This window comes from Rhodococcus sp. FG69, from assembly GCF_057808915.1.
The window spans coordinates 118,656-135,181 of record NZ_JBMDIX010000010.1 but is presented as its reverse complement, the minus strand read 5'-3'; the positions used below and the strand labels follow the sequence as shown (position 1 = coordinate 135,181).

General features: G+C 65.1%; 16 protein-coding genes. 15 read left to right on the top strand and 1 reads right to left on the bottom strand.

Going from position 1 to position 16,526, the window contains the following annotated elements; genetic code table 11:
* Positions 1-152 precede the first annotated feature (152 nt).
* The 5 genes from ACODSO_RS10370 (at position 153) to ACODSO_RS10350 (ending at position 4,775) form a co-directional block, all read left to right on the top strand.
* Positions 153-680, top strand: coding sequence for a peptidase (locus ACODSO_RS10370; RefSeq protein WP_489036878.1), 528 nt, complete (start codon positions 153-155; stop codon positions 678-680).
* A 224-nt stretch (positions 681-904) separates the two neighbouring features.
* Positions 905-1,615, top strand: coding sequence for a TMEM165/GDT1 family protein (locus ACODSO_RS10365; protein ID WP_489036876.1), 711 nt, complete (start codon positions 905-907; stop codon positions 1,613-1,615).
* A gap of 38 nt (positions 1,616-1,653) precedes the next feature.
* Positions 1,654-2,835 carry a sensor histidine kinase gene (locus tag ACODSO_RS10360; protein ID WP_489036875.1) on the top strand — a complete coding sequence of 394 codons (1,182 nt, stop codon included), beginning with the start codon at positions 1,654-1,656 and terminating at the stop codon, positions 2,833-2,835.
* Complete coding sequence (locus ACODSO_RS10355; RefSeq protein ID WP_489036873.1) at positions 2,832-3,860, top strand: hypothetical protein; 1,029 nt, start codon at positions 2,832-2,834, stop codon at positions 3,858-3,860. The genes ACODSO_RS10360 and ACODSO_RS10355 overlap by 4 nt, the downstream gene beginning before the upstream one ends.
* A gap of 147 nt (positions 3,861-4,007) precedes the next feature.
* Positions 4,008-4,775, top strand: a complete 768-nt coding sequence (locus ACODSO_RS10350) for an SDR family NAD(P)-dependent oxidoreductase (RefSeq protein WP_068377024.1) — start codon at positions 4,008-4,010, stop codon at positions 4,773-4,775.
* A gap of 83 nt (positions 4,776-4,858) precedes the next feature.
* On the opposite strand, the gene ACODSO_RS10345 is transcribed toward ACODSO_RS10350, so the two are convergent.
* A complete protein-coding gene (locus ACODSO_RS10345) occupies positions 4,859-6,484 on the bottom strand; it encodes a TM0106 family RecB-like putative nuclease (RefSeq protein WP_489036871.1) in 1,626 nt (541 codons plus the stop codon).
* Positions 6,485-6,612: 128 nt separating this feature from the next.
* Between ACODSO_RS10345 and ACODSO_RS10340 the strand changes: the two genes are divergently transcribed.
* From ACODSO_RS10340 to ACODSO_RS10295, 10 genes are all read left to right on the top strand, one after another.
* On the top strand, positions 6,613-7,263 hold the full coding sequence (locus ACODSO_RS10340) for a DUF6474 family protein (protein WP_068377018.1): 651 nt from the start codon (positions 6,613-6,615) through the stop codon (positions 7,261-7,263).
* 15 nt (positions 7,264-7,278) lie between these two features.
* A complete protein-coding gene (locus tag ACODSO_RS10335; RefSeq protein WP_489036870.1) occupies positions 7,279-7,806 on the top strand; it encodes a hypothetical protein in 528 nt (175 codons plus the stop codon).
* A 49-nt stretch (positions 7,807-7,855) separates the two neighbouring features.
* Entirely contained in the window at positions 7,856-8,518 is a 663-nt protein-coding gene (locus ACODSO_RS10330) for a YcnI family copper-binding membrane protein (protein ID WP_489036869.1), read from the top strand.
* Complete coding sequence (locus ACODSO_RS10325; RefSeq protein ID WP_489036868.1) at positions 8,515-9,045, top strand: copper resistance CopC family protein; 531 nt, start codon at positions 8,515-8,517, stop codon at positions 9,043-9,045. Before ACODSO_RS10330 ends, ACODSO_RS10325 begins: the two co-directional genes overlap by 4 nt.
* Before the next feature lie 6 nt (positions 9,046-9,051).
* Complete coding sequence (locus ACODSO_RS10320) at positions 9,052-9,972, top strand: CopD family protein (protein ID WP_489036866.1); 921 nt, start codon at positions 9,052-9,054, stop codon at positions 9,970-9,972.
* A 128-nt stretch (positions 9,973-10,100) separates the two neighbouring features.
* Positions 10,101-11,099 carry an ABC transporter substrate-binding protein gene (locus ACODSO_RS10315; RefSeq protein ID WP_489036924.1) on the top strand — a complete coding sequence of 333 codons (999 nt, stop codon included), beginning with the start codon at positions 10,101-10,103 and terminating at the stop codon, positions 11,097-11,099.
* A complete protein-coding gene (locus ACODSO_RS10310; RefSeq protein ID WP_489036864.1) occupies positions 11,089-12,723 on the top strand; it encodes an ABC transporter permease in 1,635 nt (544 codons plus the stop codon). Before ACODSO_RS10315 ends, ACODSO_RS10310 begins: the two co-directional genes overlap by 11 nt.
* Entirely contained in the window at positions 12,723-13,790 is a 1,068-nt protein-coding gene (locus ACODSO_RS10305) for an ABC transporter ATP-binding protein (RefSeq protein WP_489036862.1), read from the top strand. The genes ACODSO_RS10310 and ACODSO_RS10305 overlap by 1 nt, the downstream gene beginning before the upstream one ends.
* 125 nt (positions 13,791-13,915) lie before the next feature.
* Positions 13,916-14,389, top strand: a complete 474-nt coding sequence (locus ACODSO_RS10300) for a MarR family winged helix-turn-helix transcriptional regulator (RefSeq protein WP_489036860.1) — start codon at positions 13,916-13,918, stop codon at positions 14,387-14,389.
* Between the two features lie 3 nt (positions 14,390-14,392).
* On the top strand, positions 14,393-16,369 hold the full coding sequence (locus ACODSO_RS10295) for an MDR family MFS transporter (RefSeq protein ID WP_489036858.1): 1,977 nt from the start codon (positions 14,393-14,395) through the stop codon (positions 16,367-16,369).
* The last annotated feature ends 157 nt before the right edge of the window (positions 16,370-16,526 follow it).

Genomic DNA, 16,526 nt, shown 5'->3' with positions numbered 1-16,526 from the left:
TCCATCTGATCGTATGGATGGACCATTCAAGCGGTTGGCAAACCGTTAGCACTCGTACCGTCTTGTGTGCCAGCACCGTTCTGATCCATGCTTCTCCTACCCAACGTGGTGTACCAGAACTGAAGTCTGGAACGACCCAAGGGAGCTACGAGATGAACGATCGAGATCTCATCGGGGTTTCCCCTTTCCATGCCGCCGGATTACTCCGCGGATTCGTCATTTCCGGTCGGTGGCCGGACACCACCAAGGAATGGGCACAGTTTCTCGCACTGGCGGTTCAGATCGCATCGATGCCAGGGCTCCTCGCCACGTCGACGGTCTTCGGTGCCCGGGAGGAACTTCCGGACGATCCCGCACCTGGCACGGTGGGGCTGATTCTGTCCGAGGGACCCGTCGTGGGTGAGATGGCCGTCACACCAGGGCGCTTCGCGCTTCACCAGCCGCCCGCGATTCTCATGCTGCATCCACCGTCGGAAACCACTCCGACGCTCCCCGAATGCGCAGGCGCCGCCTCCGGCTGCGTGCTTCTTCCCGGGCTCCCCCATCTCGGTCTGGATCACCGCGCGGCCTGGGTGGAAGCGGAATCCGACGGCACCGTGACGTCGATGGTGAGCCGCGTCGGACTCGATCCGATCAGCGATCCCGACACCGCAGTTTTGGCGATGCTCCTCGCGTCGTGACCGGTTCCCGCAGAACAGATTTCGGGAGCCCAAACTTGCTGTTGCATTGGACTTTTCGTCGGACGCCTCCTAACCTTGGTGACAGCGAAGGGGAGTAGCCCCCAATCACTGTGTCGACATACTGGCCGTTTCATACCGGCCCGGCACTGTGAACCAACTCGAGTCGGTCGAGGTGGTGGGCGAGACCTTCGGTCAATCAAGACGACCGAGGAGCCTCTTTCACCATGCTTTCTGCACTACTACTGAGTTTTGCTGTCATCTTCGTCGCCGAGCTGGGTGACAAATCCCAACTCATGGCGATGACGTTCGCGCTGCGCTACAAGTGGTACATCGTCATCGGCGGCATCACCGTCGCCACCACGGTGGTTCACCTGGTCTCGGTGGCCGTCGGCCATTTCCTCGGACTGTCGATCCCGACTGCGGCGATCTCGATCGTCGGCGGCATCGCGTTCGTCATCTTCGGCCTGTGGACGCTCAAGGGCGACAGCTTGTCCGAGGACGAGGGCGAGAAGGCGTCGAAAGTGACGCGATCCGCCTTCGTCGCGATCGCCTCCGCGTTCTTCCTCGCCGAACTCGGTGACAAGACCATGCTCGCCACTGTCACCCTCGCCACCGACAACAACTGGGTCGGCGTCTGGATCGGATCGACTGTGGGCATGGTCGCGGCCGATGCTCTCGCCATCGTCGTCGGCGCGGTACTCGGCAAGCACCTACCCGAGCGGGTCATCCAGTACGGCGCAGCGATCCTCTTCTTCGTATTCGGCGTCGTGCTGTTCCTCGAGGGCATCATGCCGGGTACGGTGGCGCCCGTCATCGGCGCTGCGGTGGTGTTGGCACTGTCGGCCGCGATCTGGATCGCCGCCGTCCTCGTGCTGCGCCGGAAGGCCCGTCGGCCGGTGTCGTTCGAACAACCGAATGTGTTGAACCCGAAGTAGCGCTCGTCGTAGGATTCGCCCGATAGGACCAGGGGCATATGACTACAACCGACGAAGCTACCAACGATCATCGATCCTCGGATCGACTGCTCCGCACCATCGCCAGGTTCGTCTCGGCCGGCTACCTGATCTACCTCGCGATCGTGCTTCCCGAGTTCATCCGAACCGCGTTCGTGACGTCGTCGTGGTGGACTTCCCTCACCCTGATCACCGTCTTCGGCACCGGACTGTCCATGGGCGTGGCATCGATGGCACGCGACACACGGTGGATTCGAATCACGGGGGCGCTCGCGACGATCGCCTTCCTCGCGGCTGCTCTGTCATGGTGGTTCGTGTGGGACAGCAGCGTCACGGACCCGAACGGGGTGCCTCTTGCGACGTTTCCCGGGCTGGCGGGCCTCGCGGCCGCCGCCTCGCTCCCCGCGTGGCTTGCGTTCGCACAGCTGGTCGTCGCCGTCGTCTCGGTTCAGTTGAGCATCAACATACTTCGCGGCCCGCTGCTCGAAGGACCACTGTTCGCAGACATCCTGTTCGCGCTGATGTTCTGTTCGATCTTCGTTGCCGCAACTCTCGGAGTTCGCCGAACGGCCCGCATTCTCGACGACACCATCGAGTCGACCCATCGACAGGCAGCGACGGCAGCAGCGATGAGTGCACGTACCGTCGAGCGCGAGCGATTCGACGCACTCATCCACGACGGAGTTCTGTCCTCACTGTTGGCCGTCGCGCGCCAGGGCCGCACCGACGGCGTCATCCGTCAGACGCAATTGACACTCGCACAGCTTGATTCGCTCCGAGACAATTCGACGACGACCTCCTTCGATGTTCCCGAAACCATTGCGCAACTCAGATCCGCCGCGACCAACGTGGACGAGGACATCGACGTCACCGTCGAATCTCGTTCCACCACCGGCTTTCCCGCCGACGTGGTGCGAACTATCAGCGCGGCACTCGCCGAGGCCGTGCGGAACAGCGTCGAACACGCGGGGCCCACCGCGGCCCGCTCGACCACGATCGTCCTCACCGAAACGACGTTGGATGTGACACTGACCGACGATGGACTCGGATTCGATCCCGCCGACGTCGCGCCGCATCGCATGGGCATCGCAGTCAGCATCCTGGGCAGAATGCGCAGTCTCCATGGAGGTTCGGCACAGGTCGTGTCCGCTCGAGGTGGCACGGGAACAGTCGTCGAACTGCGCTGGACAGCACGCTCGTGACCGGCGGTTCCGAGGGCCAGGACATCCGCGATCTGATCGGGATGCGCTCGCCCTTCGCGTTCGCACTCGTGGCGCTGTACGTGCTGACGTGTTTCACGTGCGCCGCATCCACACTGTCCGGCGTCGACCATCCGGGGCCGGTATTCGCCGCTGCTGCACTATGTTCGACGGGGGCAATCGTGCTGACGGCCACGGCGGGCGATCCGCTTCCGCTGCGATACGCGATTCCGGTGTCAGCGATAGGACCGCTGAGTTGCGGGCTCGTGTTCAGCGTGATCCCCGCACCTCCCAGCAGCGCACTGCAGACCTGGACGCTCGGCACCAGCGTCGCTCTCTATACGGTGATGTGCGTTCGCGGACGCACTCCGCTTGCGTGGATGGGCCTGGTAGCGACTGTGGGAGTGACTTTGTGGTGGTCGGTCTCGACCGGCCAAGGTGTGGGCTACGGAATCGCGTTCGGAGTCGTCAACACCGCACCGCTGCTGATGTCGAGCTTCTTCGCGTACACGCTTCGCCCGCTGAGCCGATCGATCTTCGAGCTACGTCGCCGCTCGACCGCCCGCGTGGCCCTCGAGGCAGCGGCGGCAGCAGTACTGGACGAGCGCGACTCGCAACTCGAACGCCTCGACGAGATGGCACGCCCATTGCTCGAGCGGACGGTGCACGGTCCGGACCTGTCCGCCGCGGAGGTTCTTTCGTGCACGTTGCTCGAAGCCGAGCTGAGGGACTCGTTGCGCGCACGGGCGCTCGTCGACCCTCGCCTACGGCATTCGGTGCGCACTGCACGTGGCCGCGGCGTCAACGTGGTGCTCCTCGACGATCGCGCCGAAGACCTGGCGTCCGACGTGCGGGACGCGCTGGTGACGTCGACGGCCGAACACATCGATCGGATCGACCACGGCTCGGCAACGATTCGACTTCTACCCGCTGGCCGCCCCCTCCTCGCCACGATGCTGGTCGACGCCGGGGAAACCTACCGAATCGAATACAAGCACGACGGCAGCATCGCCGAGGCGGCGCACTAGCCCCCTGGCGAGAGTGATCCACGTCATTTCCCACCCTCGGTCGGATCGGGCTCACTGCCCTGCGGTTATGGTGCAATGCGAGTCCTGGGCGGTCGGCGCTGATCGGTTGCGCCGAGCGTCCATCGCCCTAGTCGAGGAGATGTGCACGTGGAGATTTCGGGAACAGCAGCATTGGTCACAGGAGGGGCGTCGGGCCTCGGAGCGGCGACGGCCAAGCGCCTCGCCGACGCCGGGGTCACGGTATTCGGCCTCGATCTGGCCCAGTCGATCGAACGGGCAGGTGACAGCGTTCCCGCCGGAGTGACCCTGATTCCAGCCGACGTGACCAGCGAAGAAGAGGTCGAGGCCGCGCTCGACAAGATCACCGAGTCGGGCGTCCCGCTGCGAATCGTCGTCAACTGCGCCGGCGTCGGCTGGGCGGGACGAATCCTGTCGAAGAAGGGCCCGCACGATCTCGAGCTCTTCCGCACCGTTATCACGATCAACCTGCTGGGCACGTTCAACGTCATGCGTCTGGCCGCGAATCGCATGCAGTCGTTGTCGACGGTCGACGACGCGGGCCAGCGAGGCGTCATCGTCAACACCGCGTCGGTCGCAGCGTTCGAGGGACAGATCGGCCAGATCGCGTACACCGCATCGAAGGGTGGCGTCCACGCGATGACCATCACCGCTGCACGCGACCTCGCTCAGGTCGGCATCCGCGTCAACACGATCGCCCCCGGCATCGTCGACACCCCGATGCTCGCGGGCGTCACCGAGGAATACCGCAAGGGGCTCGAAGCCAGTGTGCCGTTCCCGTCCCGCCTGGCCCAGCCGACCGAGTACGCCCAGCTGGTCCAGATGATCGCCGAACACGACTACCTCAACGGTGAGACGATCCGGATGGACGGCGCGATCCGGATGGCGCCGCGGTAGCTAGTTTTGCGTTCCTGACCACCGCTTGAATGGACCATCCATACGATCGGATAGCTGGGGTGTGACATTCAAGCGGTGGGTGCTCAGGACATCCCGACGCGCAGCGACTCGAGCGTCGGGATCTCGATCTCGGCGCGATCGCTCATCCACTCGCGCAGCACCTTGGTGGCCTGGACGTCGTCCTCGTTGTAGATCAGAAGCCGCTCGCGCTGAGAGAGGTCCGGCTCGGCGTCGTAGCCGACCGCGTCTCGGTACCATCCCATCGACGCTTCGCCGCCGGCCTCGTCGTCTCGCCAGTGGAACCCGGCGATCGGCGCGATCTTCTTGAGCCCCTTGCCGTTCGGGCAGATGAACTGATCGCTGACGGCCTGGTAGATGTCCACCCACTGCTCGCTGTCGATGAATTCGCGAATCTCGGCTTCGGTCGGAACGCCGGGGACGTCACCGAATCGTCGGGCCGAGTCGAGGAGCCACTTGTCCTCAGCTTGACGCGAATAGCAGTATGCGGCAAAGGTTTTTCCGCGTGCAGCGGCGTCGGCACGCTTCGCCATCAGCCAGCCCCAGAACTCGGCGAACGAGCGGCCCTCGTCGTTCGTCGGCAGCGGATCCCACGTGACGAACCCGCGATACACCGGTGGTGGGCCGCCTGCCTCGGTGAGCAGCGTGCCCCACAGGTAGGCACCGTGTTCCTGGTAGCTCTCCATGTCCACGTCGACCTCTACGTCGGCCCTGTGTACGACGACGTTGTCGGTTCGACGCAGCAGCGGAACATCCGCTCGCCACGCTGTCGCTGCTGCTACGGCGTCGTCGAAACTGCCGAACGGCCAGTTGTCCGGTTCGGGGCCCGTCCACTTCGCAAGCTCGTCGATGGTGAATACGCCGCTCTCACGCAGCACCTCGGCCCGCATTCCCGACGCCACGAGCGACACGTCACGAGTGGCCGCGAGCTGAGGCTTGCAGTCGGTCCACCACGAACACGAACGACATTCGCTCACCTGGGACGGAACCGTGTAGCTCTCGCCGCGAGCAATGGCGAGTCGGTCGGCGAAGCGGGAGTCGTACTCCGCGAGCACCGCGTTCAGATCGTGCACGAGAATGCACTCCGCGCGATACCCGACGGCCCCGCCGACAGCGTCCTCGGACGCCAAACCCTCGAAATCGAGCATGCGATGAAGGTGAGCGAGACGCAGTTGGTCCCGTAGTTGACTGCGGACTTTGCGCGTCTCGTCGACGCCTGGCGTCCAGCCCGTCAACGGAGACGTCACCGCACCTCGACCCGGATCGGTGACCTTGTGATTGACGACGATGATCGGGATGTAGCCGGTGCCCGACGGCGCCCGCATCAGCAGCTCGCTGCGCCCGCGACGCCCGGTGTCACGCTCGGCGGGCAGCACGGCGTTCCAGATCCACTGTGCTTCGCGTCTGCAGGCGGCGAGCGTGCGCTCCGAGGCCGTCCTGGCGTCCGCTGCGTCGATCTCCACCCACCCGTCGAGCTCCGCCGCGAACATCGCACGAATGGCCTCACGGTGCGCCTGCGCGGCCTCGCGGCGTTGCCGAACCCCCGGGTTCTCGGGCTCGCTGCGCTGCAGGGCGGAGTACGCGGTGTCCAGGTACAGCCGGTGTCTGCATCGGGTGAGAGATCCGGCGTCGATGAGTACCGACGGCTCTCTCCCCGACGACACACGCGCCGCGACGGGCTGGCTGTTCACAGTCCCGAGCCTATGTCCCGCTACCGACACGCCCGATGCGACCCACCGTCGCGAACCGATAGGCTGTATCGAAGCCAGCGCGAATGCCGCGCCGATGCTAGGAGAAGCTGACGTAAGGGGCCTTGTCGATGGGGTTGTTCCGCAAGCGCAAAGGACGTGCCACTCGGAGGGCCGAGGCAAAGGCACTCAAGCACAAAGCGACGCTGGAGGCGAAGCTCGGTGCGAAGAACGAGCGCAAACAGCTGAAGTCCATCGCCAAGGCACAGAACAAGCTGAGCACGATCGAAGCGAAGTCGCAGAAGAACGTCGAGAAGGCACAGATCGCCACCCTCAAAGCGCAGCAGAAGGCCGCCGCTCAGGGGTCGATCAACGCAGCGCAGGTTCGTAAGTACATCTCCATCGCGCGTGTACTGATCCCGGTGCTGACTCCCATCGTCTACCGCGGTGCGGCAGTGCTGCGCAACAAGCTCGACGAGCGCAAGGCCGGCAGGCTCGGCATCAACCCAGCCGAGCTCGGCGATTACAGCGGGTACGGCGCCAAGCTGACCGCGCGTATCGCCAGTTCCGAGAAGTCTCTCGCACAGGTCGCTGCCGCCGGCTCCGACGCCGAGACCGGCAAGTTCGCCGACGCCATCTCGCAGCGTCTGACCGACCTCGGTACCGCGGTGCGTACGTCCGAGCAGATGCCGCCCGCTCGTCGCAAAGCAGCTCATCACGCTATCTCCGCCGAGCTCGACGGCATCGAGGCCGACCTGCTGGCTCGTCTCGGCGTCCGCTAGCAGCTCGCTGATCCCATGACGTCTCCCGCCGCCTCGCTTCGCGGCGGAGCTGTCGGTGCGTTGACGGTCGCGTTGGCCGTCGCCGCCCACGGCATGGCCGGCGGGGGTTACCCGTCGGGGTCGGCGACCGTGTTCCTGCTTGTCGTCGCCATCGGCGTCGGTGCGATTGCCTCGATGCCTAATCCCCGCTCCTCGCGTTCGCAACTCGCGACTGTGTTGGGCGGACTCCTTCTCGGCCAGTCGGCGTCGCACATCGCGCTTGCGGTCGCCAACCCGCTCGAGATGATGCACGGGCACTCGATTGTGCCCAGTGCGACCATGATCGGGTTCCACCTCGCGGCATCCGCAGCAACCGCGGTCCTCGTCTGCGCCGCCGAGGGCCTGTACGGTCCGATCACATCGATCGTCCGTGCCGTCCTCGACCCGCCTCTCCCACTGCCGGGCGTCACCACCGGCCCCTTCTTCGTCGGCAACCCCGAAAAGTCCTCACTTCAGTTCTTCGGTACCTCGATCTCGAGACGTGGCCCACCTGTGTCGGTGTAATCCGATCAGCTTTCTGCCACTTCACTTTTCGAGAAGGAACCTCTTCACCATGAACAGCTTCATTCGTCGTGCCTCGTTCATCGCAGGCACCACATCGTTGGCACTCGTTTTCGGAGCGGGCGCCGCATCGGCACACGTATCGGTGTACGCACCCGGCGCCGAGCAGGGCGGCTACAGCGTCCTCACGTTCCGCGTACCGACCGAATCCGATACTGCGGCGACGTCCTCGGTCAAGGTCGAACTCCCCGGCCTCAGCTCGGCTCGCACGCAGCCGATTCCGGGATGGACCTCGACCGTCGACAAGAACGCCGAAGGCCTCGCCACAGCAGTGACGTGGACAGCAGCACCGGGAGCGGAGGTCCTGCCCGGGCAGTTCCAGCAGTTCCTTCTCTCGGCTGGACCACTGCCCGAACAGGATTCGGTGAGCTTCCCCGCAACCCAGACCTACAACGACGGGGAGGTCGTCGAATGGAACGAGGAGCCTGCGGCCGACGGCAGCGAACCCGAAAAGCCTGCCCCGACGCTGACCTTGACCGCGGCGAGCGCCGAGTCCGACGGCCACGGATCAGCCACCGTCACGGCTGAGGCCGAGGCACCGAGCGCGGCAGAGTCCGACAACACGGCCCGCTGGATGGCCGGTGTCGCACTGGTTCTCGGCGCACTCGGCGCGGCGCTGGGTATCGGCGCAGCCGTTCGAGGCCGCCGCTCATGAGCCGAGTCGCGTCCCTGAGGGCCGTACTGGTTGCAGTACTTGCCACATCGGCGCTTCTGATCGGAGCGCCGACCGCATCGGCCCATTCCGTTGTCACCGGATCGGATCCAGCCGATGGATCTCAGCTCGCAACAGGGCCTTCGCAGGTGTCGGTCTCGTTCAACGAGGTACCGCAGTCTCAGTTCGCCACACTCAACGTCGTCGGACCCGACGGCAATCTGTGGTCGAAGGGCGACCCTCGGATCGAGGGACAGAGCATCGTCGTCGACGTCGGAGAACTCGGTCCGGCGGGCGACTACACCATCGCCTATCGCGTCACGTCTGCTGACGGGCATCCCATCAGCGGCACAATCGGGTTCACGTTGACCGCGGCGGGATCCGGCTCGCCGGGAGCAGCGGCCGACGCGTCGCCCGCGACCGATTCGGAAGACGGTGGCGGCATCCCGCTGTGGCCGTTCCTCGTCGCAGGCGGCCTCGTCTTCGGCGGCGGCCTGGCCTTCGCGTTGCGCAAGCCGAAGGAGCAGTAGCTGACCGTGCTTCGCCGGTGGTGGGTACTCACCGCCGGCGTGACGGGCATCGCCGGGGTCGGCGTGGCGTGGCTGCTCGCCCGCCCCGACGGCCCCGATCCTTCGTCTCTGTTGCGCGTGATCGCGGACTGCCTCGGGGCAACGGCTCTGGGGCTCGGACTGCTGCGGACCGACCTGTTTCCGGCTCGCAGCAGACCACCCGTCTGGCGTAGCGCGGCACTGGTTGCCGGCGCGTGGACGGCCGTCGAGGCTGCGCTGCTCGTCGTGTCCGCGGCCGAATCGTTCGGCGCAGGTATCGGACGACTGTCGATGTCGTCGTTCGGCACATATCTCACCGAGATCACCGTCGGGCAGCTCGGTCTGGTGACCATTTTCTGTACAGCGGCCGCGTGTCTCTATGCGCTGTGGGCCTATCGAACCGGCACCGACGCGTCGCCGATTCCGGTCGTCGTGCTGGCCGTCGTTGCCCTCGTGGCGCGCCCGATCACCGGACACATGTCCCAGCAACTGTTCGGAGCACTGTTCGTCTCCATCCACGCTGTCGCGGCCGCGGTGTGGCTCGGCGTGCTCGCCGCACTGGCGCTGACCGTACGCGCCAAGGGCGCCTGGGCTGCGATGCTGCCGGTGTACTCCCGGCTTGCTTGGTGGTCGGTGTGGGTACTCGCGGCAAGCGGAACCGTCAACGCAGCCGTGAAGGTGGGCGGACTCTCCGGGCTGCTCGACACCGGTTACGGGCGGATCGTGCTCGCGAAAACCGTGGTGCTCGTGATCCTGGTGCTGGTCGCCCGACGCCTGCGCACGACCTGGCTTGTCTCGGTGGCAGCGCATCGCACGAAGGCGGACGAGTCGATCGTCCGCGCGGCCGTGCATGTGTGCATACTCACGTCGGCGTTCGGACTCGCTGCAGCGCTGGCCACTACCGCCTGACGGTCGACGTTCACTCCGTCGCTACGTTGCGTTGTCCGAAGGGTTCGAAGGAAGTCGTCTACAGCGGCGACGATCACGCTTCCGACGTTCTTCAGGAGACACCCGTGAACAGCTTTCGCCGCCCAATCATGGGCGCAGTCGTATCGATCGCCGTAATCGTCGGTCTGTCAGCATGTTCCGAACCGGCGGAGCCGGCGACGTCCGGCGCCGACGCCGACGGCACGTTGACCGTCTACACCTCCGAACCGCAGGCCAAGATCGATGCTCTCAACGCCGAGTTCACGGCCGCAAACCCCGGCATCGACGTTCAGGTCTACCGCGCGGGAACGGGAGACCTGAACGCGCGCATTGCATCCGAGCGGGAAACCGGCAAGATCGGCGCCGACGTCTTGCTCGCCGCGGATGCGCCGACGTTCGAGGGGTACAAGGAAGAGAACCTCCTGCTCCAGTACACCCCCGCGGATGTCTCGGCGTTGAATCCGAACGTCGTGGACCCCGAGGGCTACTACGTCGGCACCCGCATCATCCCGACGGTCATCGCCTACAACACCCAAGCTGTCACGCAGCCGCCCACGTCGTGGCAGGATCTCGCGGACCCGAAGTACAAGGGCCAGATCACCCTTCCGAATCCCGATGTTTCCGGTGCTGCTGCTTTCAACACCGCAGTGTGGCTCGGTGAAGAAGCGCTCGGCGAGCCGTGGCTGGAGGCGCTCGCGGCGAACGAGCCGGTGGTCGCCGAGAGCAACGGACCCGTCGGGCAGTCCGTTGCAGCAGGGACGCAACCGATCGGGATCGTCGTCGACTACCTCGTGCGTGAGCTGGCAGAGAAGGGATCTCCGATCGCATTGGAATACCCGACCGACGGCGTTCCGTACATCTCACAGCCTGCCGGAATTTTCCAGGACGCGGCCAACCAGGACGCCGCGAAGAAGTACGTCGATTTCCTGGTGAGCCAGCGCGGTCAGGAGATCGCAGTGCAGCAACAGTATCTCCCCGTGCGCGGGGACGTCGGAACTCCCGACGGTGCACCGGCTCTCGCGGATCTGAACCTGCTCAACCCTGATCTCGCCGAGATCACCGCGTCGCAGCCCGAAGCTGTGAAGAGGTTCAACGAGCTTGTCGGTTAGGTTCGCGCTCAGCGGCCTGACCGGTATCCGGGCCGCTCTGTGGCTGGTGGTCGGGGCCGTCGTACTCGTCCCGATCGCCGCCGTCGTCTCGATCGGCCTCGGCGGCAACCACATACAGGAACTTCTCGACGCCGGAATCGTCGATGCCGCGGTCAACAGTCTCGTCTCGGCCGGCACGTCGGCTTTCTTCGCCGTCGCGGTGGCAGTCGCCATGGTACTCGTCCTCGATCGGACCGACCTTCCCGGTCGAACCGTACTTCGACTGATTCTGTTGAGCCCGCTGTTGATTCCACCGTTTGTCGGCGCTATCGCGTGGACGGGCCTGCTCGGACCGAGCGGGGTGATCAACAAGTTCTGGACGAGCAGAGTCGGCGGACCGCTGTGGGACATCTACGGCGGTGATGGAGTGATCTTCCTGCTGACGATTCATTCGTACCCACTGGCGTACCTCATCATGGCGGCAGCCGCACGACGCATCCCCGGCGATCTGGAGGAGGCTGCGCGAATGGCAGGGGCGAGCCCGAGGCGCGCACTGACCGACGTGACGCTACCGCTGCTTCGGACCGCCGGGGTGGCGTCGTTCACGGTGGTAGCGGTGTCCAACCTGGCCGATTTCGGAATCCCCGCGCTGGTCGGACTGCCTGATCGCTACGTCACTCTGTCGACGATGGTGTACCGATTCATCCAGTCCGGCACCGTGGCCAAACCGCTCGAGGTGGTCTCGACAATCGGAATCGTACTGTTGTTGCTGGCCGTGGCGGCGGTCGCCGTCGATCGGTTGCTGTCGCGACGAGCCTCCCACATCGACGGGCCCACGACGGCAACGCAGCGGATCACGTTGGGCCGCAGTCGTATTCCAGCTGCTGCCGCGGTGTGGCTCCTCGCACTTGCGGTGACCGCACTGCCGATCCTGGCGTTGGCCACCCAGGCGTTGCTCCCCGCTCCTGGTGTCCCCTTCACGTGGGACAATCTGACTCTCGACAGCATCATCGGAGCCGTCACGGCGCCGGGAACCCTGGTAGGGATCCAGAATTCAGTGTCTCTCGCACTTGGTGCCGCGGCGATCTGCGGCCTGCTGGGGTTGACGCTGGCAGTGGTCACGACGCGAACGAAGTCTCGTGACAACGTCGGCCTCGACCTGGTGGCGATGCTTCCCCAGGCCATTCCGGGATTGGTCATCGCGGTGGGCTGGTTGATCGTCGGACGCTACACCGGACTGTTCGATACGCGATGGGTCATCCTGTGCGCCTACGTCATGGCGTTTCTGGCGATCGTGGTGCAGGCGGTGCGGGCACCGCTGCGCGCGACACCCACCGCGTTCGAGGAGGTTGCCCGGTCCTCGGGCGCGTCCCCGCTCCGCGCACTGTACGACGTGTCATGGAAGTTGGCTGTTCCTGCCGCAGTGACCGGTGGCGTGCTGGTGGCGTTGACCGCGGTGCGTGAGCTGACCATGTCGGTTCTGCTGGTGGCACCGGGAACTCAGACGCTCGGTGTGTCGATCTTCAACCTGCAACAGGCGGGCGACTACAACGCTGCGGCCGCGCTGTCGCTACTCGTAGCGCTCGCTGGAATCGCGGGGCTCGGTCTCGTCGCGGGTGTCACCGACCGAAAGAAGGTCCCCTGATGTCCGAGATTTCACTCGACTCCATCCATCTCGACTATCCCGGTGGCACTGTCGGTCTTCGCGGAATCGATCTGCATGTCGCCGACGGCGAATTTCTCGCTCTCGTCGGGCCGTCGGGGTCGGGCAAGACGACGCTCCTGCGCACCGTCGCCGGATTCCTGGATCCGACGTCCGGCACGGTGACCATCGGGGACGATGTGGTTGCCGGCGCGGGACGTTCGCTTCCGCCGGAGCATCGGGGACTCGGGATGGTGTTCCAACAACACGCACTGTGGCCGCATCGCAGCGTCGGGAAGAACGTGTCGTACCCACTCGAACTTGCAGGTATCTCGCGCCAGGAACGCCGCACACGCGTCGCCGACGTTCTCGAGCTGGTCGGCCTTCCCGGGCTCGAGTCTCGAAATCCGGCGACGCTGTCCGGTGGCCAGCGGCAACGCGTCGCACTCGCTCGCGCGCTGGTCAGGTCTCCGCGCGCGCTGTTGCTCGACGAGGCGCTGTCGGCGTTGGACGAGCCGTTGCGCGACCGGCTGCGGTTGGAATTGCGATCCCTGACGCGAGCGGCCGGGCTGACGGTAGTTCATGTGACGCATGATCGGACCGAAGCCTTGGCGCTCGCCGATCGAGTAGCCATTCTCGACGGCGGTGCCATCGCACAGATCGGTACCCCGGAGGAGCTGGTCAATCGCCCGGCGTCCGCGTTCGTGGCTCGATTCCTCTCCGACGCCAACGTGATCGACGGCGTCATCGACGGTGGCCTGTTCCGCGCCGAGAAGCATCCGCTGACCGTGCCCGTCGAGATCATCGAGAACGCCCGCGAGGGCCGGGGATCGCTGTCGATCCTCCCTACCGATATCTCGCTCGGTTCTGGTTCGGCCACCGGTGGCGGCCTGGATGCCGGTGGTGGGGTCGTGACGTCCTCCCTCTTCGGACGAGAGAGCAGCGACGTCGTGGTCTCCTCGCACGGCGTTTCGTTTAGATGCGCGGTGCGTGGGGCACGACCGTCGGTCGGCGCGAACGTCACCATCACCATCGGGCGGGGCATCTTCGATCCGGTGATCAGGGGCTGACGCTCTCGGCGTGAGTGCCGGGCAGCTGTGTGACCCACGAGATAGGTAAAATAGTTGTTTACCTCATCTATTTATCTATATGGTTGCGGACAGCAAGTAAAAATGACCCAACCGTTGGAGCCCTCATGGCAGTAAGAACAACCACCGCCGAAGCGCTGGTCGAAGAGGTATTCCTCTTCGGACGTGTGCTCAAGCGGGCCGTGACCACCGGAGATGAGGCTTCACCGCTGCCGCAGGCGCTGACCGGAGTACTGGCCATCCTCGCGACCGAGGGTGAATGCAGACAGACCGACCTCGCCAACAGGCTCTGCGTCAGCCAGTCCGCCCTCAGCCGGCAACTCGCAGACCTCGTGGACCTCGGATACATCGACCGGACCCCCGATCCGGACGACAAGCGCGCGTCGCGCGTCTGCGTCTCGGACGAGGGCCAGGAGAAGCTCAAGGTCATCTGGGACCGTCGCGCCAAGCGACTGCGAGAGATGTTGAGCGAGTGGAGCGAAACGGAAGCACTTGCCGCTCTCGCGTCGATCCAGAAGCTCAACAGCACATTCGAAGAAGACGCGCAGGACGTAGCGCACTTGAAACTGATTGCGAGATAAGACATGACCACCACAGATGCTCCGCCCAATACCCAGGTGTCGGATCCCGACGCCATGTCCCACCGGCAGATCCTCGAAGCCCTCACCGGCCTGCTGGCCGCGCTGTTCACCGCGCTGCTCAGCACGACCATCGTGTCGACGGCTCTGCCCACCATCATCGGTGACCTACAGGGGTCGCAGACCGCCTACGCCTGGGTCATCACCACTGCATTGCTCGCCAACGCGGCCTCGACGCCCATCTGGGGCAAGCTCGCCGACCTGTTCAACAAGAAGGTCCTGGTTCAGAGCGCGATCCTCATCTTCGTCGCGGGCTCGCTGATTGCCGGTTTCGCCCACAGCGTCCCGGTTCTGCTCGCCGCGCGCGTCGTCCAGGGCATCGGCATGGGTGGCCTGACGGCACTCGTCATCGCCATCATCGGCACGATCGTCTCGCCGCGCGATCGTGGCCGCTACTCCGGCTACACCGGCGCTGTCATGGCCGTGTCGATGTCCGGTGGACCGATCCTCGGCGGCGTCATCGTCGACAGCCCGCTGGGCTGGCGCTGGTGCTTCTTCGTCTGCGTTCCGTTGGCCGTCGTCGCCCTCGGACTGCTGCAGAAGACGCTCCACATCAAGACCGAGCGCAAAGAGAACGTCTCCATCGACTGGCTCGGCGCACTGCTGCTCACCGCCGGCGTGTCCGTTCTGCTGGTGTGGGTTTCGTTCGCAGGCAAGGCCGACTACTACGCGTGGCTCTCGCGTGAAACGGCGTACCTCGTCGGCGGCGGCGTACTGCTTCTCGTCCTCACTGTCATCGTCGAGGCTCGGCACAAGTCGCCGATCATCCCGCTGAAGATCGTCACCGAGCGTACGACCGGCCTGGCTATCATCGCGTCCATCGCAGTCGGTGTCGGCCTGTTCGGAGCTACCACCTTCCTCGGCCAGTACTTCCAGACCGCGCGTGGATACTCCCCCACCGAGGCCGGATTGCTGTCCATCCCACTGGTATTCGGCATGCTCGTCGCATCGGTCGGATCGGGCCAGCTCATCACCAAGTTCGGTAAGTGGAAGCCGTTCATCGTGACCGGATCGGTGCTGCTTGTCATCGGATTCCTGCTGCTGGGAACGATCGACCACGCAACGAGCTTGTGGACCGTCGGCGTCTTCATCACCATCGTCGGGCTCGGAACCGGCATGCTGATGCAGAACCTCGTTCTCGCAGTGCAGAACACGGTCAGTGTGCACAACATCGGCGCAGCATCATCGACCGTCGCATTCTTCCGCACCTTCGGTGGCGCGATCGGCGTCTCGGTTCTCGGATCGCTCCTCGCAACCCGCGTCGCCGACAAGTCCGCAGCAGGCCTCGCCGAGCTCGGCGTGAACAGTGCGGGAGGCGGCGGCGGATCGCTCGACCTGTCATCGCTGCCCGCACCGGTACTCGCGGTCATCCGTACCGCGTACGGCGACGCCACCGGACGCATTTTCCTCATCGCAGGGTTCGTCGCCATCGTCACGCTCATCGCAGTCGTCTTCATCCCGGACCGCCCGCTGCGCAAGACGATCGACTTCGCTCAGGGCCCCGCCGAAGGCGAACAGACCGCCGAGATCCCGTCGTTCGGCAAGGACCGCGAATACGTTGCGGCCGAGGTCGACGAGCCGAACGAGGTCATCGGCAGGCACGAAGCGCCCGCAGGTTCGGCTCCCTTCGAAGGACTCAGCACCGACGCACGCGATCGACTGCTGAACATTCTGTTGCCGGAGCCGAAGGACACCCTCGAAGCACTCGACGAAGCGGAAGCCATCCGCAGCGAGGTCGTCGCACTCCAAACCGAGCTCGACGCCAAGATGCTCGACTTCGACGCGGTGTGCGAGCGGCTCCGACGCCTCGGGCTCAGCGAAGACCAGATCGCACGGGTTCTCGGTGACGCGCACGTTCCCGATCCGCACCAGCATTTCGCGAACTCGGGCCACAGCGTCAACTCGGCCCACAGCGTCAACTAGGTTCGCCGACACCGATGGCCCGCACACGATCGTGCGCGGGCCATCGGTGGTTTCGCAGGGTGCCGGGGGGGTCGGGGTTGTCGGGGTTGTCGGGGTTGTCGGGGTTGTCGGACCGAATGGCTGTTTCGGTCACTTGGCGGGAGCGAATGGCTGTTCA